Genomic DNA, 25,994 nt, shown 5'->3' with positions numbered 1-25,994 from the left:
TCGAGCCGGTGCGCGACCGCGGGGTCCCGGCCGAGTCCGCTACGCGACGGCCGGCTCCGGACGCCGGGCCGTCAGCCGGCCCCGGCGGGCGAGGGCCGCGATCGACGCCGCGCACGCCAGTCCCACGGAGGACAGGGCGCACCAGGTCAGCCAGCGCGCGTCGTGACGTTCGGCGAAGTCCCACAGGGCGCCGGTGAGGAGGTTCCCCACGGTGATGCCCACACCCGACACGGTGTTGTAGAAGCCGTAGTGCGTGGCGACGAGGCGGTCGCCGGACAGGGCGACCACCGTGTCCATCTCGAAGGGGTACACCACGGCTCCGCCCGCCGCCAGCAGCACCACGGCCGCGGCGAGCGCGGCGACGAGCGCGGCGGGGACGCCCGGCGGGGCGAGCGCCGGCGGCACGAAGGCCAGCCCCATGCACGTCAGACCGCGCACGAGCGCCGCCGTGGGAGTCCACCGCCGCTTCGCCAGGCTGGTCAGACGGAGCTGGCCGACGACGGCGACCGCCGCCGAGAGCACGAACAGCCCGCTGGTGACCAGAGTCCCGTCGTCGCCCATGGCCTCTCCCGCGGCCAGCGGGAGAGCCAGATACACCTGGAAGGCCAGCACGTAGGAGCCGATCATCGCGGTGGAGAAGAGGAGGAAGGGCCGATTGGCCACGACCGTACGCCACTGCGCGAGGACTCCGCCGCTTCCGGCGGCGCTCCTTCCGCCGCGCGTGGGCAGCGCGCGCGCCTGGAGGAGCGTGAGGGCGGCGAAGACGGCCGCGGCGACGGCGCAGACCAGGCGGAAGTCGGTCGCCAGCAGGGCGAGGCCGACGAGAGGGCCGAGGAGCATGCCCGCCTGGTAGTAGACGTTGAACGCGGCGAAGGCGTCCACGCGGCGCTCCCCCGCCTCGGCCGCCAGGTAGGCGCGGACCGCCGGGTTGAAGAGCGCCCCCGCGAAGCCGGTGGCGGCCGAGGCGGCGATGAGGGCGGGAAGGCTGTCGACCCAGCCGAGCAGGCCGAAGCCGAAGGTCCGCAGGAGGCAGCCGGCCATGATGGGGGCCTTGTAGCCGAAGCGGTCGGCGATGGTGCCGCCGATGAGGAACATGCCCTGCTGGGAGAGGTTGCGTACGCCGAGGACGAGCCCGACCGCCCAGGCGGCGAGCCCGAGCCCGCCCGAGAGGTGCGCGGCGAGGTAGGGCATGAGCATGTAGAAGGCGAGGTTGATGGCGAACTGGTTGGCCATCAGCAGCCGTACGGCCGGCGGGAAGGAGCGGGTCTGCCGCCACAGCCGCTTCATCGGGCGGCTCCGCTGAGAGCGGGCGGCTCGGCGGCGGCCAGCGGATCGCTCACCCGGGCGCACCGCGTCCAGCGGATGACGGTGCGTTCGCCGGGGTCGTCGATCTCGTCGGGATCGTCGGCGGGCGGCCTGCCCAGCAGACCGTGCTCCTCGCAGTACGCGTCGTCGAAGACGGTGCCGACGTACCGCTGGGGGCCGTCCGGGAAGACCGCGACGATACGGTTCTCGGCGGGCTGTTCGCGCGCGGCCCAACGGGCCACCAGAGCGACGGCTCCGACGCTCCAGCCTCCGGTGGCGTAGTGCTGCCGGGCCAGGGAGCGCGCCGCCCAGACCGCTTCGTGCGCGGCGACCCAGTGGACCTCGTCGAACAGGCCGTAGGAGACGTTGCGCGGATAGATGCTGCTGCCCAGGCCGCGCATCAGACGGGGCGCGGCGAGCTGGCCGAAGATCGTCGAACCGGTGGTGTCGACGCCCACCACGCGCAGCCGGGGGAAGTACCGGCGCAGCACGGACGCGATGCCGGCCGAGTGGCCGCCGGTGCCGACGGAGACGACGAGGGTGTCGATCCGGCCGAGCTGCGCGACGAGTTCGTGGGCGAGCGGCGCGTAGGCCGCCACGTTGTCCGGGTTGTTGTACTGGTCGGGGCACCACGCGCCGGGGTGGGCCGCGAGGATCTCCTCGACCCGCGCGCGCCGCGCCTGCTGCCAGCCGCCGGTCGGGTGAGGGCGGTCGACGAGGTCGACCTCCGCCCCGTACGCGGTGAGCAGGCCCGTCATCAGCGGCTCCATGCCGGGATCGCCGACGACGGTGAGGGGATGGCCGAACGCCGACCCGGCCAGGGCCAGGCCGAGGCCGAGCGTCCCCGAGGTGGATTCGACGATCCGGGCGCCGGGCCGGAGCGCCCCGCGCTCGCGGGCCCTGCGCACCATGTACAGGGCGGTCCGGTCCTTGATGCCGCCGGGATTGTGGCCTTCGAGCTTGGCCCAGAAGCCGGAACCGGAGCCGCTGAACGGCGCGCCGATCCACAGGACGGGCGTGTCGCCGACGAGTTGGGCCGTGGTGTGGACGGGGCGGTTCACGCGGGCCAGGAGCTGGGCCGGCGAATCGGGCACGACGGTGTCGTGGGGCAGGGAGGCGTCGTCGGGCAGGGCGGAAGGACGGAGGTGTTCCATGGCGAGTCTCTCCTGCGGCGGAGGCCACGCGGGGCCACGGCCGTGGGTCGAGGGAGGAAGGACGGAGCTGATCGACTGCCGTACGGGCGGCCCGGGGTGTCCCGCGCGCGTCCGGAGGACGGCCGCCGAGGCGGGGGATCGCGGGGAGGGGCCCTCAGGCGTTGATCAGGTCCGCCACACGCCGAGCAGGGCCCTCGCGCGCCCCGTGGACGACGCGTCGGAGAAGGCGGCGCGAGCCGGGAGGAGCAGCGGCCCCGCCGGGGCTCGGAACGCGGCTTCGACGCAGTGCGGACGGTCCTGGGGGCTCTGCGCCCCCGCTGGGAGGTCGCGCGACGGCTGAAGGGTCGGGGCGTCCAGGTCCGAACAGACCGAGTCCTCGCCGCCGGTGGGGGGAAGCAGGGCGGCCGGGAGCCGAGAGGAGTCCGCCGAGAGCGGGCCGGCGGGAGCCGTGGCCGCCACGATCGCGTCCGCCCGCCACCCGGTGGCGGCCGTCGGTCCATGGGAACAGGCCAGCACATGAACGAGGGCGGCGAGCAACACCAGCAGCGCCGTCCCGGCCCCCGGCCGGAATCGACTGTTTCGGGAACCCGGACCAGCCCTCATGGACGCACAGAGTAATCACGTCCGCACATAAAGTTCTCATCAGTGACGCGCGGCGATGCGGTGTCGCACGGAGCCGGAGTGCGGGCGGAGCACGGCCGCGGCTCGGCCGGCACGGCGTCGGCCGGTGCGGGAGGAAGACGACTTCGATCCTGCTGCTTCACCTCATCGGGTGAAGGCAGACGTTCGCCGGCGCGACCGTGCCGGGAAACGTCTCGTACCGCTCGGCGTTGTGCCGAGGCGCCCGTGTCCGGAGGGGAAGAGGAACACGGGCGCCCCGGCGTGTTACTCAGCCGAGCCGTTCGGCCACCTTCTCGCGCAGGGCGGGAAGCGTCTCGTAGAGCTTGCCGCCCGGACAGGTCGTGACGTTCACGTCCCGGTGGCTGGAGATGACCGGAACGTCGAGCACGGTGCCCACCGGGTGCGGGTTGGCGCCGCCTCCGCCGGCCGAGACGAGCTGCGTGGAGCCTTCCGGCGCCAGCTGGTACTGGCCGCTCTTCCAGGCGAGCAGGTCGGCCAGGCTGTTGGTCATGGCTTCGGTCGGCTTCGGGTCCGGACCGGTGTTCTCTCCTCCTTCACTGTTGTTCGGCTCGAAGTTGCCGAGCATCGCGACGCCGAAGGTGTTCGTGTTGAAGCCTGCCGCGTGGCCGCCGAGGATGCCGGGAATCGCGGTGCCGGGCCGCATTTCGACGGAACCCTTGCGGCCTTCCCAGATGCCGCCGAAACGGTCGACGATGAAGTGGTACGGGAAATCGCCGTAGCCGAGGTTCGTGATGTGGTGGACGTAGATGCCATTGATGATCAGCGGCACCTGATCCTGGGTGTAGGAGTTGTTCCCCGTCACGGTGTGGTGGACGAGGGCGGCCTTGATCGAGGACTGGGTCTTGTACCCGGGATCGGCCAGATTCTCGTTCGCCCCCCAGTCCTTCCGCAGCTTGACTTCCGGCTGTCCGGCCTGCGTGGAGCGCGCCTGACGGTCCGAGACGGCTGCGGTCGGGCTCTGGGCCGGATCGATGAAGGACAGCCGCAGGTCCTGCGGCAGACGTTCCTGCGGAGAGGTGAAGCGGACCTCCACCCCGTCCGCGTCGTCCGTGTAGAAAGCGGGCGCGCCTCCCCGCTTGGCTTCCCTGGCCACACCCTCGTCAAGCTCCAGGGGAATGTCCCGCCACGACCCCCAGACGCCGTCGCGCTGGATCCTGGTCTCGGCGGTCAGCCCGCCGTCGACGGCGGATTCCTTCTTCCAGCTGAGGCCGATCGACGAGAAGTGCTCGCCGGTGATCTTCCCGGTGGAGAACACCTTCTCGGCCGGTGATACGGCCTTCGCGGACAGCGCGCCGGTGGGCTTGCCGTTGTCGTCGGTGAGCGTGGCGTCCTCGACCTGGGAGGAGTCTGCTGACGCCGCCTCACTCGCCGTCGCGGCAATGCCGGCACTCGCGGTGGCGAGAGGCGTCGCCAATGACACCATGCCGAAAGCAATTGCGGGGATCGTCTTACGTAATTGCATGAACTTCCCTATGTCGTCACCTGCCTCAAGCCGCAGTACGAGGGTGCGCGACGCTGTATCCGACCAGAGTCGCGACATGCCTCGCACGCCTGAGAGCTGGGGTCATCCTACGATCAGATGTTTGGGTTTCCCCTACCGGCCGCAGCACCGAAGCCGCCGGTGAACGCCCCTCGGACGCCGAGGTCTTCCACCCTCCCGACCTGGGTGTTGTCCGCCTGCGGTGTACACGTCTGCGTTCACCGCGCCAGGTCCTCGACGGCGTGGACAAGCCCGCGCTGTGCGTTCTTCGCTTTCCATGGTTTTCTTCAGTCCGGGCACAGGAAACGCAGCCACGATCAACAAGCCGGTCGAGATTCAGGTCGAGTATCGGACGACCGAACGGGCGGATGCGGCGATAGCCCGGAACGAGGCTTCGGACGCGCGTCCCTGCTCATTCGTTGCCCGGTCATGGCCGCATTCTCGTCGCCGCCCCTGAAGAACCCTTACGACGGCCGCCTCACTCTGCAGAACAACGGAACCACCGCCAAGAACGACCAGACCGAGCAGTTCGACCCGACCTCCCACGTCCAGACACGGCTCGTCAACAACGTGGGCACGCATGTCAACGTGCCCATGCCGGCCGCCTGACGCTGCCCCGCACCTCTCGCGCTCGCGCTCGACCTCTCCGGAACCGAGCGGTGCCGCACGGACTGAGGCAGGGCCGCATGTCTGTGACCGGCACTGCGGAGTTCGGAAGGCTGGAGGAGTCGTCCCGTTCCGCTCGTGGGCCGCCGGGCCGGGTCTACGATGGCTGGTCCGCGCCGAAGCTGGGAGCCCCGATGGCCTCTGTCGAGCACACTCCGGACCATCCGCCGAAGACTCCGCCCCCGCCGAAGCGGCCGATCTCTCCGCCGCGCCCGGACACCCGGCCTGCGGGCGCGGCGCGGCCCCGGATGCACGTGCGGAACCGGCGGTCGGCGAACTGGGCGCTGGAGGCCGCCCCGTGGTCTGCGGGGAGGGCGGCGCGGCGTGTGCTGGGCCGGCTGCACGAGTGGGGATACGGGGAGATCGACCAAGTCGCCGCCGGCGTGACGGAGTTGCTGGTGCGGACCGCCGTGGCGGACGGTGGTCGCCGCGTGTCCGTGCACCTGGCGGACCAGTCCCGGCAGGCGCTGATCGTCGCCCTGTCCCACTGCCCCGGTCCTGCCGCGGCGCATGACGCGGTACTGCGGGAACTGACCAGGCTGGGGGCGGTGTCGTGCGGCACGGACACGGCGGACGACGGGCGTCGGGTGTGGGCGCTGCTGGATCTGTAGCCGGACGGCAGAGCCCCGCCGCCGAAACGGCGGTCGATGGGTCAGAGGCGGTGAACTCGCGGCCGGCGAGATCGCGGCCAGGTTCACGATCAGCGCGCCTTCCATCTCCCGGCATCTCGGCGTACTCAAGGGAGCCGGACTGGTCACGGAGCGACGGGAGGGCAACCGGATTCTCTACACGCTGGCCGAGGACCGCCTGGCCACCTGCGTCGGCCGGTTCCTCAGCGCCGTCTGCCCCGAACAGATCGTGCTGCGCCGCACCACGTGGCGCACCGGGGCGCGGAGCGAGGGATCATGAGGCAGCCACGACTGTCCAGCGTCGTCGAACGACGGCTGCTGGTGAACTACCGCGTGGCCCCGGATGCGGCGGCACGCCTGCTCCCCGGGCCCCTGCGCCCGCAACTGGTCAACGGCTACGCGGTGGCGGGCATCTGCCTGCTGCGCCTGGGAAGTGTCCGGCCCGCTCGGGCGCCCCGGGCGTTCGGACTGCGGAGCGAGAACGCGGCACACCGGATCGCCGTCGAATGGGACGGGCCGGACGGAGTCGAGACCGGCGTCTACACCCCACGACGCGACACCGCCTCCCGGATCAACGCATGGGCCGGCGGTCGCCTCTTCCCCGGCGAACACGGCCGAGCCGACTTCGAGGTGCACGAGACACCCGGTCGGATACGCGTCGCCCTGGCGACCCGGGACGGCGACACCCGAGTGGACGTCACCGCCGAACTGTCCGACGAGGTGCGAGACAGCGAGCTCTTCGCCGATCTCGCCGAGGCTTCCCGCTTCTTCCGAGGCGGGCCGAGGGGCTTCTCGGCCACCAGCTCCGGCCGCCACCTGGACGGCATGGAACTGCGCACCGATGCCTGGCACATGGAAGCCGTCCGGATCCGCTCCGCCGCGTCGTCCTTCTTCGACGACCCGGACCGCTTCCCGCCGGGCAGCGCGACCCTGGACTGTGCTCTGGTCATGCGCGGCGTCCCCGCCGACTGGCGACCACTCCCGGCCCTGGTCCGCGGCGGCGCCTCAGCCTGACCGGTTCGCCGTCCGGGCGCCGACGAGGCATTGCCACGGCCCGCGCCCGCTTCCCGGACGAGCACGCGGACGCGGGGATCAGGAACGGGAAAGGGGGCCCGGGGCCATGGCCCCGGGCCCCCTTCACGGCCGGTGTCCCCTACACAGGGTGGTCACCGGCCCCGGCGAGTCAGGACGTCGCCGTGCCCTCCAGCGGGCTCACCCAGGTGCCGGGGTGCGTGGCCCCGTCCTGCCGGATCAGGCCGAGGCTCGGCCAAGGCCAGGAGACCGTGGTCGTGGTGGTGGTGTTCGGCGGGGTCATCGCCACCTTCACGGGCTTGAACTCCTCAGCGCCGGAACCCTCCTGCTCCTCGGCGTTCCAGGGCAGGAAGGTGAGCTCGGCCATGGTGGCCGTGCCCGGCCTCAGAGTGATCCGCTCGGAGACCTTCTTCTGCCGGGCGAGGCTCCAGCGGTCCTTGTTCGCGGCGATCAGGTCGACCCCCATGTGGCCCTTGACCGTGCAGGTCCGCTTCCCGATGTTGGTGAGAAGCAGGACGGCCGAGGTCTGGCCGGCGTGCGGGTCCGGGTCGGCGTCCGTTCCGTGCACGATCGACGGCTTGACCTCCGCGCCGGTACAGGCCGGGGTGGCAGCGGCGGCGGTGCGCGTCCCCGTACCGCCCGCGGCGTTCGCGTCCTCGGCGGTGAAGGCACCGAGGGTGAGGGTCAAAGCCGCGGCGGCCGTCACGGCTACGGGAACCCTGCCGGCCCGCACGAACACGGATCGAACGGATGCGGTGGAGTCGGTGAAGCCCATGGAAATCCCCTTGTTCCTGGTGATGCGCGCGGGCCGGTCGAGCACGCGCACGATGCCAACTGCGCTGTGCAGACAACAAGACGGCAGCGAGGGCCGAAGGCGTTCCCTCGACACGGTCATGGTCCCGTCACGAGCTGGTAACCGCGAGGCAGTCGCCCAACGGCCTCTCACAGCGGCAAAAACGCGTTGGCCCGCGGGCGGTGGGCCAGGGTCGTACCGGTTTCCATCTCGTGGAACCAGGCGTGCAGGCGCAACGACCCCGCGGCCAGCAGCGGCACGACGCACGGATAGCCGCCGAGCGCGTCGAGCTGCCGCAGGACGTGCCAGTGTCCGGCGGCCGTCAGTTCTCCGGTCGCGGTCGTCGCGTCCGAGGCATCCGTCACCTCTGTCGTCCTGCGGTCGTGGACGGGGACGACGGCCTCGCAGTGCGAGTGGCCGTAGACGATGATGTCCGAGACCTTCAGCTCGTTGACCGCGTACTCGATGGTCCGGGCCTCCCCGGTCGTCGCCCCGGCCTGGTACGGCGGTACGCGGCCACCGTAGGTGCGGAGTTCGAACAGGTCGCCGGGGCATCCCGCCATGACGAACGCGGGCACCACCCGGGCGTCCGAGCACGAGATGACCATGGCCCCGGGCATGGGCCCGGCCACCAGGTCGTCCAGCGCCACCTTGTGGGCCGCGGCCAGAGCCGGGTAGACCCGTGCCCGGTCGATGAGCTGCCGCAGGGGGCTCTCCGCCCGTTCCATCACCTCTTGAGCCGTTCGTCGATGGCCGCCTTGAACGCCTCGAACGAGCCCGGCGTGCTGATCGCCATTCCGTCGAAGAAGAAGGTCGGCGTGCCCTGTACGTTCAGGCCGAGGCCGTCGCGCTGGTCGGCCCGGACCCGTTCCGCGGTCTTCGGATCGGCCAGATCGGCGTCGAACCGCTTCATGTCCAGGCCGAGTTGCTCGGCGTAGCCGCGGAAGACGGATTCCTTGCTCTCGGCCGCCTCGCCCCACTGCTTCTGCGTGTCGAACAGTTTTCCGTACATCTCCTCGAACTTGCCCTGCCGGGCGGCGGCCTCCGCGGTGCGCGCGGCCAGTTCGCCGTTGCGGTGTCCGGGCATGGGGAAGTAGCGGGCGACGAAGGTGACCCGGTCGCCGTACTCCGCGCGCAGTTTCTCGACGACCGGGTACACGGCGCCGCACGCCTCGCACTCGAAGTCGAGGAACTCCACGATGGTCAACTCGCTGCGGGCGGGGGTCGTGAGGCGGTGGCTGGACTCGCGCAGCGGCAGGGCCTCGGCAGCCGGCCGTACGTTCAGGGTTCCACTGCCGCGGTCGTCGGGCGAGAACAGCAGGAAGGAGCCGAGCGCGGCGGCGAAGGAGGCCACGATGACCGCGGCTACGTACAGGTGCTTCTTCATGATTCCTCGGTGGAGTCGGAGGGCCGGGCCGCCCGTGCGGGCGGACGCCGGTCGCGGGCGTGCAGGCTCGCCAGATAGGCGTTGTAGGCGGCCAGCGGGTCTCGGTCGTCGCCCCGGTCGATCTGCCGGTCGACGCGTCGTGCCTCGCGCCGGTCCGAGCGGACCCACTGGATGGCGAGGATGACGGTGGTGATGAGTACGGGGATGTCGCCCGTCGCCCAGGCGATGGCTCCCGCGTCGTACTGGTCTTCGAGGGGATACCGGACCCAGGGGCGGTCCAGCAGGGACCACCAGCCCTCGCCGATCAGGCTGGTCGAGCTCATCAGGGAGATGCTGAACCAGGAATGGAACGGCATGGTCAGGATGAGGACGAACAGCCGCCCCAGATGAGGCGGGCGGCGGGGTCCGGGGTCGACGCCGATGACGACCCAGAAGAACAGCAGCCCGACCGCCAGGAAGTGCACCAGCATGAACATGTGGCCCAGGTGGCTGCGCATCAGGGTCTCGAACAGCGACGTGTAGTAGACGGCGAAGGCGCTGCCGATGAACAGCACGCCGGCGACCGCCGGATGCGAGATCACCGCGACGTACCGGCTGTGCAGCAGCTTCGTCAGCATCTCGCGCGGGCCGTCCGGCTCGCCCTTGGGCGCCGCGGGCAGCGACCGCAGGGCGAGCGTGGCCGGGGCGCCCAGCACCAGCAGGATCGGCACCGTCATGGCCAGGATCATGTGCTGGCCCATGTGGACGCTGAACAGCACCTTGCCGTAGACGGAGAGGCCGCTCATCGTGGCCACCACCGTCACCGCCAGGCCCGCCAGCCACGAGACGGTACGCCCGACCGGCCAATGGTCGCCCCGGGCCCGCAGCTTGCGTACACCGGACAGGTACAGCAGACCGGCCCCGGCCGTGCCGAACGCGAACACCGGGTCGAAGTGCCACTCGGTGAACAGCGGCGTCCACGGGAAGTCCCCGAGCGGGGGCGGCATCGCGAATCCGAGCAGCTCCTCGGCGGGCGACACCGGCTCGCCGCCCGCGTTCGGCGCCGGGGTGCGGGACAGGCCCGCGCCCAGCCCGAGCGCCACCGCCATCACCAGCAGCTCGCCCGCCGCGAACCTGATGAAGGCCCGCCGTCCGCCGGCCGCGAGGGCGGGCAGCAGTCGACGCCGGTGCCACCAGCCGATTCCGCCCAGCACGGCCAGCGCCGCGGACTTGCCGAGGAGCAGCAGCCCGTAGGGGGTGGTGACCAGTGACTCCGGACCGGGAAGACGGACGATCGCGTTCACCGCGCCGCTCGTCCCGACCGCCAGCAGCGCCCAGCCCGCGAGCGGACTGAACCGCCGCACCACCTGGACCGCCCGTTCCTCCCGGCGGGCCGTGACGACCAGCACGAAGACCAGGCCGCCCACCCACACGCCGGCTCCCAGGACGTGCAGGGCCAGGCTGGTGACCGCCGCGTCATGATTGCCGGACGCCGCCGAGTGGCCGCTGAAGGCCGGCGGAAGCAGCCCGGCCAGCGCCACCAGGAGCAGCGGGCGCGCCCAGCGCGCCCTCGTCACGCCGAGGCAGAACGTCGAGATCACGATGCCCGCGCCGGCCATCAGCGCGTAGGAGCGGCCCTGCGCGTCGGTGACGACGAAGTCGACCAGCGCCTCGGCGGTCAGGATGTCGCCCACCGGCTGCGCGAAGAGATCCGACAGGGTCAGCACCATGGCCGCCGCCGCGGTCGCGCTCCACGCCGCCGCCGCGACGGCGGCCCAGGTGAGATACCGCACCTGCACGGCGGTGAGCCTTCTGCCGCCGGGAAGCAGGACGACGACGAGCAACAGCGCCCCGACCGTGGTGACGGCCGCCGCGTCGGTCAGCGTACGGGCGACGGGAAGCCCCCACGCGGTCAACGCCCCGGCGGTGGAGATCCCCGGGACCTCCACCGCCGTGCTTCCGCCCGCCCGGACGGCCGCCACGGCGGCGGCGACGGCGCAGAGCACCCCCGCGGCGAGTACCGCGGGCAGCCGGGACCGCCGCCCCGCGACGTGCGTACCGGCCTCAGACGCCATGGCGGGCACGCCTGCGCCGGGCGAGGACGACGCCACCCGCCAGGAGAGCGGCGCCCGCGGCGACCGCACCGACGACGACCGGCACGTTCGAACCGGCCGGTTCCGGGCCGGAGCCGCCCGCGACGGCGGGGGAGGAGGAAGGGCTGGGCTCGGCGTCCTCGGCGGGCTCGTCCTCGGCGTCGGGCGACGGAGCCGGCGCGCTCGCAGCCGCCTTCACCGTGAAGTCGTACGAACCGGAGACCGGGTGCCCGTCCGCCGACACCACCCGGTAGCCGACGGTGTAGCGGGTGCCGGGAGCGGAGTCCTTCACGGCGAGCGTGACGGTCTTGCCCGCGACCTCCGGCGCGCCTTCCGCCACCGACTTCCCGTCCGCCGTGGTCACGGCGACCTTGGCGTACTTCTGGGTCATGGGATCGCTGAACGTCAGGGTGATGCGCGGCGGAAGACCCGCCAACGCGGCGTCGGCGGCCGGACTGCTGGCCTCCAGATCGGTGTGGGCCGCGGCGGGAGCCGCGGCGACGGCGACGGCGGCGAGCGCCGCGGGTACGACGAGGAGGCGGGCGGCGCTGAGGGCGGCACGCCGGTGGGAGAAGGACATGGCAGAGGGATTCCTGTGGTCCCCCGGCGGTACGAGCCGCCGGGACGTACGGCACCGGCCCGCCGGGCGGACCGCGCAGCGCACCCGTCAGGGCAGGCAGGGACCACCGGTCGGCGTCGGCCGGAGAAGGACGAACGAGGTGCCTCCGCGGCGCGGCGGCGCGCGCCCCTCGTGGAGCAGGGCCAGAACGGCCGGCTTCACATGGGAGGGGGCCTCCGGCAGCGCCGCCCGGGGGCCGGAACCGTGAGCGCGGTTCAGGAGCGGCCGGATGAACCGCAGGACGCGGAGTACCGCTCTGAGCAACGGCTTGCTCCGCCACAGCAGGCGCTCCGTCAGGCCCAGCAACCTGGCGGTGAGGAGGATCGTGACCAGGTGCCCGGCGAGCAGGACGCCCGCCGGCGGCCCGGCCGGCGCCCCGTGCTCGATCCAGGCCGTGGGGTCGAGCCCCGGTGCGCCGACCGTCGCGCAGGCCCCCGGCAGCGAGTAGGCCGCGTGGTAGGCGGCCTGGGTGGCCGCGAGGGCGATGAGCAACTGCGTGTCCGTGAGCCGCCGCCGGGTCAGGACGGCGGCCCCGGGCAGCGCCACCACGGCCATCGCCGCCACCAGGACCCAGCGCGGGGCGTGCCCGCGGGTGAGCACGTGGCCCACCAGCGGAAGCAGCACGCACAGGGCCGCCAGCCCGCCGACGCGCATGCCGCGCAGCACACCGGTCGCCGGAGAGGCGGATCGCTGCGAACGGAACTGGCGCATCGGGTGTGGCTTCCAGAGGATCGGAGAGGTGGTGCCGGCCGCGGGACGGACAGGGGGCCCGTACGGCCCTCGAAGCTTACCCATCCCCTCCGCGGGGCCGACGGCCGGAGGCGGGAGCCGCAGCCGCACGGATGCCGGGCAGCGGTCCGCCGGCCGCGCCCCGGCGCTCCGAGGGGCACTCGGCCTCCGGCACCGGAACGAGCACCAGGAGCAGTCCTGTCGCTGGGGCGGTCGGCTTCGGGAGGGGGTTCGGGCCGTTCTTTCCGGTCGTTGGAGAAGGAGGGGCGCCAAGTCGAGTCATGCCCGGGCGGCGGACCGTTGACGTCGACTCCGGATCGGGATCCGCTCCGTGGACAGGCATGAGGGTTGGTTCTGGGAGATACCCGCTGGTCGGGTTGCCGATGACGGTTCGGGGGCCGGCCGTAAGCGGCGACGCCGTGTCGGGCACGGGTGGTTGGTGTCGGGTGGGAATCCGGCCATGGTCGAGTGTGCTCCCTGCCCGTGGGGTGCGGGTATGCGCCATTCCGTCTGCGTACGACGACATTGCGCTGTCTGTTCGATTTTCGGTGAGGGTGGTGTGTGATCGACTGTGCCCGTCTCGGCATGACCTTTCCTTTACCTGCTTTCCCAGTGCCGCTCGTTGTCTCCGCTGCGGGAGTGAGGTTGGTCTGTGCTCCTGCCCGGCGCCTGCTCCACCCGCCTGCCCCGCCTCTTCTCCCTGTGCGAGGGGTGTGGGGCCGTTCTGAGGACGGATGGCCTATGACCTCGGCTGATCAGAGTCTGCTGAAGATCTACAGTGACCGTACGTACACGCACACCACGATGGTGCGTCATCAGGGGACGGTGATCGCGTTCGCGATCGATGACGCTCGGAGGATCGTCTACACGGTTCTCGACCTGTCCTCCTACGACGAGAAGAAGGGAGAGCTGGACGTCGCGTACTGGTCCGAGAACCCGGCCGAGTTGCCGTTCCCGGGTGAGGTCGTGAAGGTCGGCTACGCGGTGGCCGGCGCGACGGCGATGCCGGTGGTGAAGAAGGGCGGCCGGGCCGAAGCCGGACCCGCCGATGTCCTGACGTCGGAGGAGACGGATCCGTTCCTGTCCTCCACCGGGCGGCTGACCGCGCCCGACGCGCCGTTCCAGGTGATATCCGACGGCTCGCACGTGGTGGTCCTGCGACAGGCGATCGCCCGTGATCACGCGGACGCGGTGTTCACCCTCACCGACGGCTCCGGCTCCAGCGGGGACGGCGCCCGGGCCGATGTGGTGAAGGCGGGCGCCGTACCGGTGCCGGTGGTGGACGGGACGCTCCTGTGCGACCGGTTCCTGCTGGTCGAGGGTCGGCTGAAGCCGGTGGCGGAGGTGCGGTTCAAGCGCAGCAGGCACAAGACGCGTCCAGCGTCGGCGAAGGACAGCCTCGGCCCCGCCGACATGGACGGGAGGTCGTTCTTCGAGCCCACCCAGGAGCTGGACCTGATCCGGAATCTGACCAGGGGCCGGTTCACCGCCGTCCTCGTCCCCACCGCCGTCATGGGCAGGCAGCGGTGGCAGTTCTTCGCGCACAACAAGGTCACCGGCCGGATCGACGCGTTCAGCATCGAGCAGGACCCGGACGGACTGTTCAACACCCAGGGCAGCCGCTACTGGACCAGCCCCGACCCGCGCTACAAGGAGTCGGTGTACGAGCGGCAGCCCGGGATCTGCCCGTTCACCAGCCTTCCGCTGGTCCCCGTCGCTCCCGACACCCTGCACCCCGAGACCGCGCTCCTGTTCAACGGCACCAGCACCTATCTGAACATGGGGGACGCGCCCAAGCTGAAGTTCCAGGGCCGCGCCTACGCGGTGGAGGCATGGATCAAGCCGCGGGCGGCGGGCGGCCCCGTGCTCGCCCGCTGGTCCGGCACCGCGGGCCAGGGCGGCTTCCAGCTGCGGATCACCGGCACCGGCCAGGTGGCCCTCGACCACAGCGGCGGCACCCTCACCTCCCTCCAGAACATCCCGGCCGACACCTGGGCGCACATCGCCGCCTCCTTCGACGGCACCACCGCGACCCTCTACGTCAATGGAGAGTTCAGCGGCGACAAGGCGCTCCCGACCTCCGGCGACGGCAGTGCGCTCCTGCACATCGGGGCCAAGGCGGGCGGCCCTTATTACAGCGGTGTCATCGACGAGGTGCGGATCTGGAACCGGGCAAGGGGTCAGAGCGAGATCGCCGACAGCAGTCGCTACCGGCTGATCGGCAACGAACCGGGCCTGCTCGCCTACTACCGATTCGACGAGGCGGCCGGGACGAAGGCGTACGACCAGACCGATACCGCCGCCCACGCCAACCTGGACAACCCTCCGCAGTGGGTGACCTCCCAGGCCCCTGTCGGCGAACATCCCGGCGTGCGCCGCGACAGCTTCACCCTCACCGGCCGCACCCCGGTCGCCGGGCTCTCCGCGACCCTCTACTACCAGCAGGAGAAGTCGGTCTCCGGCTATCTGGAGGATCCGCAGCCGGCCAAACGCCAGGCCCGTGTCCTGCTGGCGTTTCCCACCCGCCCGGACGGCGACACCACCGCCGAGCCGTGCATAGCGGCGCTCGACTTCGGCGTCGGGCGGGACGGGCGTCTCGCCGACATCCCCGACACGGTCACCCTCGGCGAGATCGGCCGGCCCGCGGAGGAGACCGCCGACAAGGTCGCCGCCCAGCAGGTCCTCGTCACCCGTCTCGAAGGGGAGGAGGAGGCGCTCGCGAAGAACGTCACCGAGCTGGAGGCCCAGGAGACGGAACTGGCGAGCCGGCTGGCCCAGGCGGAGGCGGACCCGCGGGCCTGGTCGGCGGTGCTCAGGATCCAGCCCGGCACCACCTGCCTGGAGGCCAGACTGCCGAACACCCTGGTCGCGGGCATCCGGCAGCGGTGGCACCTGATGCCCTTCCCCGGAAGCGCCGGCTCGTCGGGGTATCTCGAGGTGGCGCTCGTCTGCCTCGACCTCGGCAACCGGGTCCTGGAGGGTTCGAGGGAGGCCGACAGCCAGCAGTACCAGCTGAGCCTGGCGCAGCGCACCCTCACCAACCTGCCGGCGGAGGCGCGCTGGCTGGCCTACCCGGACGGCAACGGGGGCTACACCCTCAGAAGCGCCCGCGGCTTCTACCTCCGCGTCGGAACCACGGCCACCACGGTCTTCGCCCTGGAGAAGCTCGCCTTCGACCCCCTCGGGGTGTACGCCGCCACGACCCAGCAGTTGGCCGACGCGCGCAGCCTGCTGGCCCTGCGGCGAGGAGAACTGGCCGCGAAGAGGGCGGAGCTGAAGGCCGCGCGGGAACTGCTGGCACTGATGAGCAGCAGTCTGCTGGGCGAGGCGAACCTGGTCCTGCCGATGCCGCACATCGGGCTGGACGCGGCCGGTCTGGGCTGTGCGGGCGCGCTGCTGAAGTTCGCCCGTACGGACACGGTCCCGTTCCTCGCGGACAGCGCGGCCGGGCGGGTGGCGCTCTACTTCCGGGGAGTGAACCGGCAGTTCTTCGCAGCCTATCTGGACACCCTGGTGGAGCGCGGGGCACGGCAGCACATCGTGGGCGGTCTGACACTGCTGTTCACCGCCCGGGACCCGGCCATCGGGATGGACACGGTGGCGGTCACCATCACCGACCACACCGCGAGCGGGACCGCTGCCGCCTCCCTGTGCGATGTGACAGTCACACGGGGGACCGAGAACGAGGTGTTCAGCGGGGTGCCGCGCCGGGCGGGAGACCTGGCCGCCGTACTCAACGGACTGCCCGAGACCCCGGTCGCGGTCGGCACCGTCGCGTCCGCCGCACAGGGCCGGATCACCCTCGCCGCGGGGAGCTCGCTCGCGGTGCCGGCCGCCGGATACCTGCGTGTCGGCAGTGCCTGCCACCGGGTGACCGCCGCCGTGGCCCAGGGGGACACCACGGTCAACGTCACCCCCGCCCCGACCGCCGGAATCCCCGCGGGGACCCCGGTGTCGCTGATCCGCTACGACCCCGTCCGCGCCACCGCGTCCCGCCCCGGGGCCTCCCTCGCATACGGATCGCGGATGGTGGCCGTGAACGCCGACGGCGAAGACCTGACCGTGGCCAACGGCACCGCCACGCTCCGGACGGCCGGACACGGTTCCCGCTGGCGAGCGGACTCCCCGGGCCGCGCGTTCATGTTCAACGGCACCGCGCACCGTCTCGCTCTGCCGGACGGCCTGCTCGACCAGGTCACCACCCCGGCCGGGGACCTGACCACCGAGGCATGGATCAACCCCGGCAAGATCCCCGGCACCCGTGCCCGCCTCCTCCACGTCAACCGCCAACAGACGAAGGCGTCACTCGCCCTGACCCCCGGAGATCCCGTCCCGGGCGGCATGCTGCTGGACGGCAGCAACGACGCCATGCTGCTCAGCGGCGTCGACCCGGCCCAGACGGACTTCACCATCGAGTGCTGGCTCAAGCGCGCCACCGGCCGCACCGTCGTCGACACGATCGTCTCGAACGGCGCCAATGGGCTGACCATCGGCTTCGCCGCGGACGGGAAATTCAGTTTCGGCTTCGGCAGCGGCAGCACCGCGCAAACCCTCACCACCCCCACCGCCACCACCGACGGGGAGTGGCACCACTGGGCGGTCACCTTCGACCGCACCGCCAAAGTGCAGATCATCTACCGCGACGGCGCGGAAGTCACCCGCCGCACCGCCACCGCACTGCCCGCCGCCGGCCCGGGCACCATCGTGGGCCGCACCGACACCGGCACCACCGTCTGCTTCTCCGGGCGGCTCGCGGAACTGCGGACCTGGAACACGGCCCGGGCCGGCGCGGACATCGACGCCGACCGCTTCCGCCGCGCCAGGGCCGGCGAGCCGGGACTCACCGGAGCCTGGATCTACGACAAGACCCGCCTCGGCACCGCGTTCAGCGACGGGCAGCTCCTGTTCGCCGACATCAGCGGCAACAACCGGCACGGCGGTGTGTGGGGAAACCCCGAAACAGCCGACTCCGCCCTCACCTCCTACCGCGTCCAGGCCGCCGTCGGCGACCGGGCCCGCACCGGACGGGACAGCTACCCCGGCGGGGAATGGGCCCATCTCGCGGCCGTGTACGAGCAGTCCTGGGCCCTGCGGTTCAACGGGTCCGCATGGGCCGAGACCCCCGATGCCGATCAGCTGGACATCGCCGGCGACCTGACCATCGAGGTCTTCGCGAAGATCGACGCCATCGGAACCCGGCAGGGCCTCATCTCCAAGGGACGGCTCAGCGACGGAGCCGGCGGCACCGTCCCCTACCAGCTCACCGTCCTGGCGAACGGGAAGCTGGAGTTCGCGTTCGAGGAGCCCGGACCCGTCGTCAAACGCTTCACCTCCTCCACCGCCCTGACCGCGGGCTTCCACCGGATCGCGGTCGTCCGCCGCGCCGGCCGCACCACCCAGGAGATCAAGGGCAAACGCAAATTCCCCATCGCCGGCTCCTCCGGCACCACCACCGAGCAGGAACTCGATGTCATCGAACGGGTGGACGTCGAGGAGTGGCAGGACATCCAGTTCTTCGCCGACGGTACCGACTACGGGACCACCCGCTACACCGGCCCCGGCCCCCGGGGCAACAACGGCCCGCTGGAGATCGGCCGCGCCCAGGACGGCAGCACCCGCTATCCGCTGACCGGCGCCATCGGGGAGGTCCGCATCTGGGGCAAGGCGCGGGACACCGACTGGCTCGGCAACCCGGTCCAGCCCCGCGACGAGGCCCTCCTCGCCCGCTGGACCTTCGAGGAGAACGAGGGCAACAGCACCACCGACGCCGTCGGCGGCCACGACCTCAAGCTCCGGGGCGCCCGCTGGACCACCGACCCCGACCCGAAGGCGTCCTCCTTCACCCTCTACCGCAACGGCCTGCCCATTCCCGCCGACATCCCCGCCACCAACCCCCTCACCGAATGGGGCGACGACCAGCTCACCCTCGCCGCCCTCAAGAAGGCCGGCGCCTACAGCGACTTCTACGCCGGAGCCCTGGAGGAGGTGCGGCTGTGGCGCTCGGCCCGCACTCCTGAGCAGGTCCTCGACAGTCTCTTCACCCGCCTCAAAGGCGACAAACAGGACCTCCTCGGGTACTGGCCCTTCGACGCCGCCTCGACCACCGTCACCGCCGAAGCCGCCGCCGACCAGTCCCTGCGCGGCAACCACCTCGACATCGGCACCGACACCACCCGCCCCAAGACCACACTGTCCACCGCACCCGTCTCCACCGACACCGCCGGCGTCCGCTCCGCCCTCGCCGGCGTCCGCACCCCCTTCCACGAACTCATCTCCACCCCGCCGGCCGCCGCCGAGTACGCCGACGTCCAGTACACCCCCACCGGCGAGACCACCGGCGTCCTCAAACGCGCCTACACCCACACCAACGACGGCACCTGGCACCTCACCACCGGCTACAAGGTCGGCGACCTGGTCAGCGAATGGGTCAGCCAGGTCCAGTTCGACCCCCAGCTCATCGGCTACATCGAAGGCGCACCCCCCGTCCCCTCCGAGAACCTCACCGGCACCACCCACGAGCCCGAGGGCTGCTCCAGCGTGACCTTCCGCCAGGCCGAGGAAGTCACCTCCACCCTCTCCTCCGACTCCGAACGCAGCGTCAACACCGCCTTCAACATCGCCGCCGGACTCGACACCGACGCCCAGATCCTCATGATCACCGCCCCGCTCGGCATCGGCACCGCCCAGCCCCTCGCCAGTGTCAACGTCAAGCTCCGCGTCGGCGGCAGCTTCGAGTTCTCCAACGCCTGGACGGACGAGACATCGGTCTCCCAGGGCACCACCACCGAACGCGAGACCTCCGCCGCCCTCGCCGGCCACTGGGAAGACCCGGCCAAGGTCCTCAACCAGGCGATCGGCCGCCGCTACATACCCGCCAACACCGGCTACGCCCTCGTCCAGTCCGAGACCGCCGACGTCTACGCCCTGCGGCTGGCCCACTCCGGGGCGCTGGTGGCGTACCGGATGCTGCCGAACCCGGACATTCCCAAGGACTGGAACATCGTCGACTTCCCCCTCAACCCCCAGTACACCAAGCAGGGCACCCTCGACGGGGCGGTCGGCTTCGACGAGCACGGCAAGGTTCTCGACCCCGCCTATCCCAACGCGAGCGTGCGCGGCGACCACAGCTACTTCAAACCCCGCGAAGCGTACGCGCTCAAGCGCCGTATCCTGCGCGAACACCAGGAACTGGAGAGCTTCTACACCAACGTCTCCACCAGCACCGGCGACAGCGACCCCACCGCGGACCGCGCCAAGCGCCTCCTGGAGTCCTTCTCCGGCCCCCTGCCCCCGGCCCCGGACAAGAACCCGCCTGACCAGGCCACCAGTGCCTTCGCCAACCGCAACATCGCCAACACCTACGTCTGGACCGCCGACGGCGGCTTCTTCGCCGAGACCACCGGCACCGTCGACGTCGTCACCCAGACCACCGGCGGCTCCTACAGCCTCTCCGGCTCCGTCACCCTGGGCCTGGAGATCGGCTTCGGAGTCGCCGGAGTCGGCGCCGGCTTCCAACTCGACGCCTCCGTCGGCGGCGGCATGACCACCACCCGCCACCGCTCCAAGGAGTCCACCCGCACCCACAGTCTCGACGTCGAGTGCCACCCCAACCGCGACCTCCAGCAGTACGACCCTGTCGGCAAACCCCAGTACGACGCCAAGGGCAAACCCCTCCTCGCCCCCGGCAAGGTCGACGCCTACCGCTTCATGACCTTCTACCTCGGCCAGGACACCACCCACTTCGACGACTTCTACAACAAGGTCGCCGACCCCACCTGGCTCGCCAACAGCAACGACGCCGCCGCAGCCGCCCTCCGGCAGGCCCGCCAGAGCGACGCCAAACCCCCCTGCTGGCGCATCCTCCACCGCGTCACCTACATCTCGCGCATCCTCCCCGCCATCCCCACCAACGCCACACCCCCACTCGACAAGGCCCTCCACGACATCGACATCCCCAGCAACTACGAACTCATCCGCCGCCTCGACCCCTACACATCGACCGCCACCAGCTCACTCGCCGAACTCACCAACGCCACCCGAGGCGCCCTCACCACCCACCTCCCCCAGCTGCTCCCTCACACCACCGTGATCGCCCAGTTCCTCGCCGACTACTACGGCATCACCGAGTGACCACGGTGGTGTGACGCGGTGCCGCCCGGCAGGTCTCCGGCAGGGAGCGGAGACCGATCCCCGGGCGGCACCGCACCGCGAACGGCGGTGTGGACGCGGCAGCGCCCCGATCAGCGGCCCGCCGGGCCGCCGAGAGGCGCGTACTCCACCAGTGATGAGCCGCAGCCCAGGACGCGGAGTACGGTGGAACGTGAAGGAGGCGGTCGAAAGCATTCATGCTCGTCTGCCCCTCCTGCCCGCTCCCTGAGAAAGCTCGGGCCCAGATCACCTGAGGCATTCGATCGGCGGAGACGGGCGGGTGCCTTTGCGTCCTCGCCGGCGAGAGGGATCACGTGTGCAATGGACAATTCCGCGCAGAGTCCTGTCGGTGCCATCGGAAAGGTGACTGTGGCGATTCCGCGAGACGGGGCCGGCGAGGTTCTGGTGGCCGTCCGGGGTGGATCGGAGGCTTACGCCGCCTGGTCGGCGACGCCGGTGGACGAGCAGGTCCGGGTCGTGGTGACCGATACGCTCTCGGCCCGCTCCGTGATCGTCGAACCGCTGCCCGACTGAGGCGTCCCCGACCGAGAGGTCCCCGCTCTTCTCCTCTTCTTTGTTCCACGAAGGCGCAAGGTGGTCGTTCATGTTGTTCTGGCACGTTCCCGCCCCGAATGAGGCGATGCTCATCTCCGGCTCCAAGAGACAGGAGCAGGACACGCAGTTCCGCATCGTCACCGGGCACGGGAGTTTCGTTCTTCCGGTGAAACAGAAGGCCCGCATGCTGTCACTCGCCCTCCAGGAGGCGGAGATAGCCGAGGAGTGCGTCACGCAGCAGGGAATCCGCCTCACCGTCCGCGCCGTGTGCGTCTTCAAGGTGGGCGACGACGCGGTGTCCATCGCCAACGCGGCCCGCCGCTTCCTGTCGGAGCAGGACCGGATGGAGGAGCTGGTCGGCCGCATCTTCGCCGGTCACCTCCGTTCCATCGTCGGCGGACTCACCGTGGAGCAGATCATCCGCGAACGCAGCCGCGTCGCCCAGGAAGTGATGGCCGGCAGTCACGGCGAGATGGAGAAGCTCGGCATCGTCGTGGACGCCCTGCAGATCCAGGAGATCGAGGACGCCACCGGCTACATCAGCAACCTCGCCGCCCCTCACGCGGCTGCCGTGGCCAGTCAGGCGCGCATAGCGCAGGCCAAGGCCGACCAGGAGGCGACCGAGCGCGAGCAGCAGGCCGCGGCGCTCCGGGCGGAGTACGAACGCGACACGGCGATCAAGCGGGCCGGCTTCACGGCCGAGACCGAGCAGTCCAACGCGCGGGCCGCCCAGGCGGGTCCGCTCGCCCTGGCCAGGGCCTCCCAGGAGGTCATCGAGGAGCAGACGGCGCTGGCCGAACGCCAGGCCGGTCTCGCGGCCCAGCACCTGGAGGCTGACGTACGGCGTCCGGCCGACGCCGAGGCGTACCGGCAGCGGACCCTCGCCGAGGCGGGCCGGGACCGCGCCAAGTTCGAGGCCGACGGAACCGCCTATACGGAGCGGACGCTCGCGCAGGCCCAGGCCGACGCCAACACCGCCCGCGCCGGCTCGCTCCGCGACGGGAACCAGGAGCTCATCGCGGCGAACATGGTGGTGGAGAAGCTGCCGGCGCTGGCCGAGGCGGCGGCCCGGGGCATGTCCGGGGCCAGACTCACGGTGCTCAACGGAACGGACGGGGTCAACGAGGTCGCGGCGGGCGTGGTGGGCCAGGGACTGGCCATCCTCAACTCCCTCCACCAGTCGGTGCCGCCGAAGAGCAACGGCGTCCAGCGGTCCGTGCCGCCGAAGACGGACGGCCGCCCGCTGCGCGCCGCCCCCGAGAACAAGTGACGCCCACCAGCGGCGAAGGCACGAGAACGAGGGCACGAGAAGGAGAGGCGACGGGGCATGGACGCGGAACGGGCCGGTCGCGTGGTGGAGGCCCTGCGCGCCCGTAATGTGATGGCCCATGTCGTGGAGGCCGGGGTCTACGAGTTCGGCGTCCGTGTCGTCCTCGACGTGGGCATGGAGGCTCTGTGGGACGTCGACGGAGCGGCCGGACTGGACGCGGAGATCGTCAAGGAAGGCGTGCTCGTCGGCTTCGTCCCCCATGTGCCCGGCTCGGAGAGCTTCACCGAGAGCCAGCTCGTGGACGCCATCGCGACGACCCGCTACTCCACGGAGGGCCTCCACCCGCCGCAGTCCACGTCGCCGCCCCCGGCCGACACTTCCCCGCAGGCACAGAGCCCGCCCCCCGGCGACCGCCCCACCGGCACCCCGGCCTCCTCCCGCGACCCGGCGGCGCCCGTGGCGTGGTTCCAGCGCCGGGCCCACTGGACACGGCGAGGGCGAAGCTGACCGCGTCCGCGCGCCGGTGACGGCGTCGCGGCGGCGCGCGGACGGGTGCGTCCTGCGCGAGCGGACGAGAGGCTTTGCGCATCTGTGGAGCGGAGACACGGATGGAGCCCGGTCTCGCTGCCTCGCCGCCGCTTTCCGTCGGGCGGGCCCTCGTCAGCGTGTGGGGAGGGGCAGGGGGAGGCGGGCCCAGACGGCCTTGCCGGTGGTCCCGGCGGGCCCCCACCCCCAGCTCTCGCTGAGGGCTTCGACGATGGGAAGCCCGCGATGGTCCTCGGCCAGGATGGCGGGCGGTGTCAGGCGGGGTCTGCGCTGGCCCGGGTCGTAGACGACGCACAGCAGGCTGCGCGGGCGCCGGGTGAGGGCGAGCCACACGGTCGGAGGTGTTCCGTCGGGCGAGGGGGTGCGGCGGCGGCCGTGGCGCACGGCGTTGGCGACGAGTTCCGACGCGATCTGTACGGCGTCCTCACGCACCGGGTGGAGTTCCCAGCGGCGTACCGCGTCGGCGGTGAACCTCCGGGCGTCCTTCAGGCACAGGGCGGTCGGGCCGATCCGGTGAGCGGCGAACGGGGGCGTTCCGGGTGGCAGCCGGTCGGCCGGTCCCTGCGGTCCGGCGTGCGGGCCGCGGCGGTGCCGAGGGCCCGGCTCTTGCGGCGGATGGTTCATAGGCGTTCCCCGTCAGGCGTGTGCGGTGACTCACCGCATCCTGTCCCGCTACCTGCCGCCTTCATGCTCGTTCCTGAAAGTACGGCTGAAATTTCAGCGGCCTCGGTCGTACGGATGTTCCTCTCAGTGGTCGTGGAATGCGTACGCCGGGGAGTCGACATGATCTGGAGTGGTGATGAAGATGCAGCTCAACGGTATGAGCGCGGCGGCGATTCCCGGTGCGGCCTGGCACAAGAGCGCGCGGAGCAACGCGGCTGGGAACTGTGTGGAAGTCGCCCGTCTGGAGGATGGAGAAATCGCCGTACGCAACTCCCGGTTCCCCGAGGGCCCCGCGCTGATCTACACCGCGGCGGAGATGGCGGCGTTCCTCCGGGGCGTGAAGGACGGTGATTTCGACTTCGCCCTGTAGGTTTTCGCGAGGTCCTGGCCAGTACATGATTTCCCGGTGCCCCCACTGACATACTGACCACCTGATCGGGGAGCCCAGGGGAGGTATCGGCATGACTGGCCAGCACACGGAGGACCTCTCCATACGAGGTTTCGCACCCAGACCTCACCTCGGGGCGGCGGCGCATCGCAGGGCTCTCGGGGAGCACCTGCGGCGCTGCCGCACCGGCAGCGGGCTCACCGGCAAGGAAGCGGCCCGGAACATCGGCACGTCCGCTCCGACGGTGAGCCGGCTGGAGAAGGGCGAGCGGACCGAGAACACCGGCGGTCACGCCACCGCCCTGCTGCGCCTGTGCGGCGTCACCGACCGCCGGGAACTGGCCCACGTGCTGTCGATCGCGGAACAGGGCGAGCGGCCGGACGCCTGGGAGAGCTACGGGAACGCCATCGTCCGCTGGGTGCAGCCGCTGCTCGCCCTGGAGCCGGCCGCCCAGCGGATCATGTCCTACGAACCGCAGCTCGTGCCCGGCTGGCTGCAGACGGCCGAATACGCCGAGCTCGTGGTGCGGGCCGGGTTCCCGGATCTGGATCAGCGGGAGATCGGAGCGCGGGCACGGGCGCGCGTGAACCGGCTCGGGATGTTCTGCCGGGAGCAGGATCCGCCGGCCCTCGTCGCGATCATGGACGAGGACGTGCTGCGTCGCCCGGTGGGGAGCCCGGGGGTGATGTACCGCCAGATCGAGCACCTGATCGGCCTGCTCAAGGGGGAACTGCGCCATCGCATCAACCTGCACATCGCCCCGCTGTCGATGGGGATGACCGGTGCGGTGGGGCACCCGATCGTGCATCTGCGGTTCGCCGACGCCCTGCTGTCGGATTTCGTGTACCTCGAACAGAGCGAGGGCGCGCGGTGCGTCGAGGGGGAGGGGGAGGCCGAGCGCTATCTCTCGCGGATCATGAGCCTGTCCGGCATGGCCAACCCGGCCGACCTCACGCTGACGCAGTTGGAGGACCGGCTCCAGGAGCTGGCCACCGGCCGGGGCTGACCCTCCGCCGTACGCCTCAGGGAACGAACCCCGCGCCGCCGAACTCCTCCCACTCGAAGCTGAGCTGCGGCGGCGCGGCGGGTTCGGCTTCGGGCCGCCACCGCGAGACCTCCACGAGCCCCGGCTCCAGGGGCCGCAGACCGTTGTCCCGGAAGTACCCCTCGACGTCCGCGCGGGTACGGACCCGGCCCCAGTGCCCCTGGGTCTCGCGGTCCATGAACGCGGAGACGTCCTCGCGGACCGCCGGGCTCTCGCTGACCAGTTGGCAGATGACCATGACGCTGCCGGCGGCGAGCCGGTCCCTGACCCTGCGGATCAGCTCCACGGGTTCGTCGGCGTCGGGAATGCAGTGCAGGACCGATACGAACAGCGCGGCGACCGGCTCACCGAAGTCGATGAGACGTTCCACCTGCTCACTGCCGAAGATCCGCTCGGTGTCGCGCATATCGGCCTGGAGCACCGCGGTACGGTCGTCGGTCTCCAGCAGAGCCCCGCCGACACTCCGCACGATCGGATCGGTGTCGACGTACACGACGCGCGAGGAGGCGTCCACCCGCTGCGCGATCTGATGCACGTTGTCCTGCGTCGGAAGGCCGGATCCGTGGTCGATGAACTGGCGGATGCCGTGGTCCTCGGCCAGCACGCGCACGATCCGCTGGAGAAAGGCCCGGTTGTTCAGCGCGAGTGCCTTCATGCTCGGCACCTGGCGTAAGAGGTGGTCGCACGCGGCCCGGTCGGCTGAGAAGTTGTCCTTGCCGTCCAGCAGGTGATCGTACATGCGTGCGACGCTCGGAGTCTGGACGTCGACCCCGTAAGGAAGCCGGCTCTCGGCTGTCATCGCGTCCCCCGGAGATGTTCGCGGCCGGCCCGGTCGGCCTGCCAGGGAGGACAGCGTAATGAAATTTCAGAA

General features: G+C 71.2%; 22 protein-coding genes. 10 read left to right on the top strand and 12 right to left on the bottom strand.

Translation table 11 applies throughout. From position 1 onward, the window contains the following. Positions 1 to 39: 39 nt before the first annotated feature. From EES43_RS00300 to EES43_RS00285, 4 genes are all read right to left on the bottom strand, one after another. Complete coding sequence (locus EES43_RS00300) at positions 40 to 1,287, bottom strand: MFS transporter (RefSeq protein ID WP_124266747.1); 1,248 nt, start codon at positions 1,285 to 1,287, stop codon at positions 40 to 42. Continuing rightward, the gene (locus tag EES43_RS00295) at positions 1,284 to 2,459 is read right to left on the bottom strand and encodes a PLP-dependent cysteine synthase family protein (protein ID WP_124266746.1); all 1,176 of its coding nucleotides are present in this window, start codon (positions 2,457 to 2,459) and stop codon (positions 1,284 to 1,286) included. Before EES43_RS00295 ends, EES43_RS00300 begins: the two co-directional genes overlap by 4 nt. Before the next feature lie 165 nt (positions 2,460 to 2,624). After that, positions 2,625 to 3,062, bottom strand: coding sequence for a hypothetical protein (locus EES43_RS00290; RefSeq protein ID WP_124266745.1), 438 nt, complete (start codon positions 3,060 to 3,062; stop codon positions 2,625 to 2,627). A gap of 286 nt (positions 3,063 to 3,348) precedes the next feature. Next, positions 3,349 to 4,524 (bottom strand): N-acetylmuramoyl-L-alanine amidase, encoded by a 1,176-nt coding sequence (locus EES43_RS00285; RefSeq protein WP_124266744.1) that lies wholly within the window; start codon positions 4,522 to 4,524, stop codon positions 3,349 to 3,351. Positions 4,525 to 5,010: 486 nt separating this feature from the next. Here EES43_RS00285 and EES43_RS00280 point away from each other — a divergent pair, with 486 nt between their 5' ends. The 4 genes from EES43_RS00280 to EES43_RS00265 all read left to right on the top strand — a co-directional run bounded on the left by EES43_RS00280 (position 5,011) and on the right by EES43_RS00265 (position 6,890). Further along, a complete protein-coding gene (locus EES43_RS00280; RefSeq protein WP_124266743.1) occupies positions 5,011 to 5,190 on the top strand; it encodes a hypothetical protein in 180 nt (59 codons plus the stop codon). A gap of 305 nt (positions 5,191 to 5,495) precedes the next feature. Next, entirely contained in the window at positions 5,496 to 5,858 is a 363-nt protein-coding gene (locus EES43_RS31090; protein WP_241192300.1) for a hypothetical protein, read from the top strand. Beyond that, complete coding sequence (locus tag EES43_RS00270; protein WP_124271717.1) at positions 5,851 to 6,156, top strand: metalloregulator ArsR/SmtB family transcription factor; 306 nt, start codon at positions 5,851 to 5,853, stop codon at positions 6,154 to 6,156. Before EES43_RS31090 ends, EES43_RS00270 begins: the two co-directional genes overlap by 8 nt. Further along, positions 6,153 to 6,890 carry a DUF2071 domain-containing protein gene (locus EES43_RS00265; RefSeq protein ID WP_164493083.1) on the top strand — a complete coding sequence of 246 codons (738 nt, stop codon included), beginning with the start codon at positions 6,153 to 6,155 and terminating at the stop codon, positions 6,888 to 6,890. The genes EES43_RS00270 and EES43_RS00265 overlap by 4 nt, the downstream gene beginning before the upstream one ends. 169 nt (positions 6,891 to 7,059) lie before the next feature. Here the strand turns inward: EES43_RS00265 and EES43_RS00260 are convergent, their stop codons facing one another. The 6 genes from EES43_RS00260 to EES43_RS00235 all read right to left on the bottom strand — a co-directional run bounded on the left by EES43_RS00260 (position 7,060) and on the right by EES43_RS00235 (position 12,490). Further along, positions 7,060 to 7,734: a DUF4232 domain-containing protein gene (locus tag EES43_RS00260; protein WP_206429970.1), complete on the bottom strand. Its 675-nt coding sequence runs from the start codon at positions 7,732 to 7,734 to the stop codon at positions 7,060 to 7,062. 116 nt (positions 7,735 to 7,850) lie between these two features. Then, positions 7,851 to 8,429, bottom strand: coding sequence for a carbonic anhydrase (locus EES43_RS00255; protein ID WP_124266741.1), 579 nt, complete (start codon positions 8,427 to 8,429; stop codon positions 7,851 to 7,853). Then, entirely contained in the window at positions 8,429 to 9,088 is a 660-nt protein-coding gene (locus tag EES43_RS00250; RefSeq protein ID WP_124266740.1) for a DsbA family protein, read from the bottom strand. The genes EES43_RS00255 and EES43_RS00250 overlap by 1 nt, the downstream gene beginning before the upstream one ends. Then, positions 9,085 to 11,142 (bottom strand): cytochrome c oxidase assembly protein, encoded by a 2,058-nt coding sequence (locus tag EES43_RS00245; protein ID WP_124266739.1) that lies wholly within the window; start codon positions 11,140 to 11,142, stop codon positions 9,085 to 9,087. Before EES43_RS00245 ends, EES43_RS00250 begins: the two co-directional genes overlap by 4 nt. Further along, positions 11,132 to 11,740 (bottom strand): copper resistance CopC family protein, encoded by a 609-nt coding sequence (locus EES43_RS00240; protein WP_124266738.1) that lies wholly within the window; start codon positions 11,738 to 11,740, stop codon positions 11,132 to 11,134. Before EES43_RS00240 ends, EES43_RS00245 begins: the two co-directional genes overlap by 11 nt. Before the next feature lie 87 nt (positions 11,741 to 11,827). Then, the gene (locus EES43_RS00235; protein WP_124266737.1) at positions 11,828 to 12,490 is read right to left on the bottom strand and encodes a hypothetical protein; all 663 of its coding nucleotides are present in this window, start codon (positions 12,488 to 12,490) and stop codon (positions 11,828 to 11,830) included. Positions 12,491 to 13,249: 759 nt separating this feature from the next. Between EES43_RS00235 and EES43_RS00230 the strand changes: the two genes are divergently transcribed. The 4 genes from EES43_RS00230 to EES43_RS00220 all read left to right on the top strand — a co-directional run bounded on the left by EES43_RS00230 (position 13,250) and on the right by EES43_RS00220 (position 22,988). Further along, on the top strand, positions 13,250 to 20,638 hold the full coding sequence (locus EES43_RS00230) for a LamG domain-containing protein (protein ID WP_241192299.1): 7,389 nt from the start codon (positions 13,250 to 13,252) through the stop codon (positions 20,636 to 20,638). A 387-nt stretch (positions 20,639 to 21,025) separates the two neighbouring features. Further along, complete coding sequence (locus EES43_RS30420) at positions 21,026 to 21,190, top strand: hypothetical protein (protein ID WP_164493081.1); 165 nt, start codon at positions 21,026 to 21,028, stop codon at positions 21,188 to 21,190. Positions 21,191 to 21,260: 70 nt separating this feature from the next. Next, the gene (locus tag EES43_RS00225) at positions 21,261 to 22,481 is read left to right on the top strand and encodes an SPFH domain-containing protein (protein ID WP_124266736.1); all 1,221 of its coding nucleotides are present in this window, start codon (positions 21,261 to 21,263) and stop codon (positions 22,479 to 22,481) included. A 57-nt stretch (positions 22,482 to 22,538) separates the two neighbouring features. Next, the gene (locus EES43_RS00220; protein WP_124266735.1) at positions 22,539 to 22,988 is read left to right on the top strand and encodes a hypothetical protein; all 450 of its coding nucleotides are present in this window, start codon (positions 22,539 to 22,541) and stop codon (positions 22,986 to 22,988) included. A gap of 153 nt (positions 22,989 to 23,141) precedes the next feature. On the opposite strand, the gene EES43_RS00215 is transcribed toward EES43_RS00220, so the two are convergent. Beyond that, a complete protein-coding gene (locus tag EES43_RS00215) occupies positions 23,142 to 23,651 on the bottom strand; it encodes an ATP-binding protein (RefSeq protein ID WP_124266734.1) in 510 nt (169 codons plus the stop codon). A 175-nt stretch (positions 23,652 to 23,826) separates the two neighbouring features. Here EES43_RS00215 and EES43_RS00210 point away from each other — a divergent pair, with 175 nt between their 5' ends. Both EES43_RS00210 and EES43_RS00205 read left to right on the top strand, forming a co-directional pair. Continuing rightward, positions 23,827 to 24,060 carry a DUF397 domain-containing protein gene (locus EES43_RS00210; RefSeq protein WP_124266733.1) on the top strand — a complete coding sequence of 78 codons (234 nt, stop codon included), beginning with the start codon at positions 23,827 to 23,829 and terminating at the stop codon, positions 24,058 to 24,060. Between the two features lie 91 nt (positions 24,061 to 24,151). Then, a complete protein-coding gene (locus EES43_RS00205; RefSeq protein WP_124266732.1) occupies positions 24,152 to 25,084 on the top strand; it encodes a helix-turn-helix domain-containing protein in 933 nt (310 codons plus the stop codon). Between the two features lie 16 nt (positions 25,085 to 25,100). Here the strand turns inward: EES43_RS00205 and EES43_RS00200 are convergent, their stop codons facing one another. Then, the gene (locus EES43_RS00200; protein WP_124266731.1) at positions 25,101 to 25,922 is read right to left on the bottom strand and encodes an SAM-dependent methyltransferase; all 822 of its coding nucleotides are present in this window, start codon (positions 25,920 to 25,922) and stop codon (positions 25,101 to 25,103) included. Between the last annotated feature and the right edge of the window lie 72 nt (positions 25,923 to 25,994).

The organism is Streptomyces sp. ADI96-02 (assembly GCF_003846185.1).
Lineage (GTDB): Bacteria > Actinomycetota > Actinomycetes > Streptomycetales > Streptomycetaceae > Streptomyces.
Note: the sequence above shows the minus strand (reverse complement) of the source record. Positions and strands in the feature narration are given on the sequence as shown.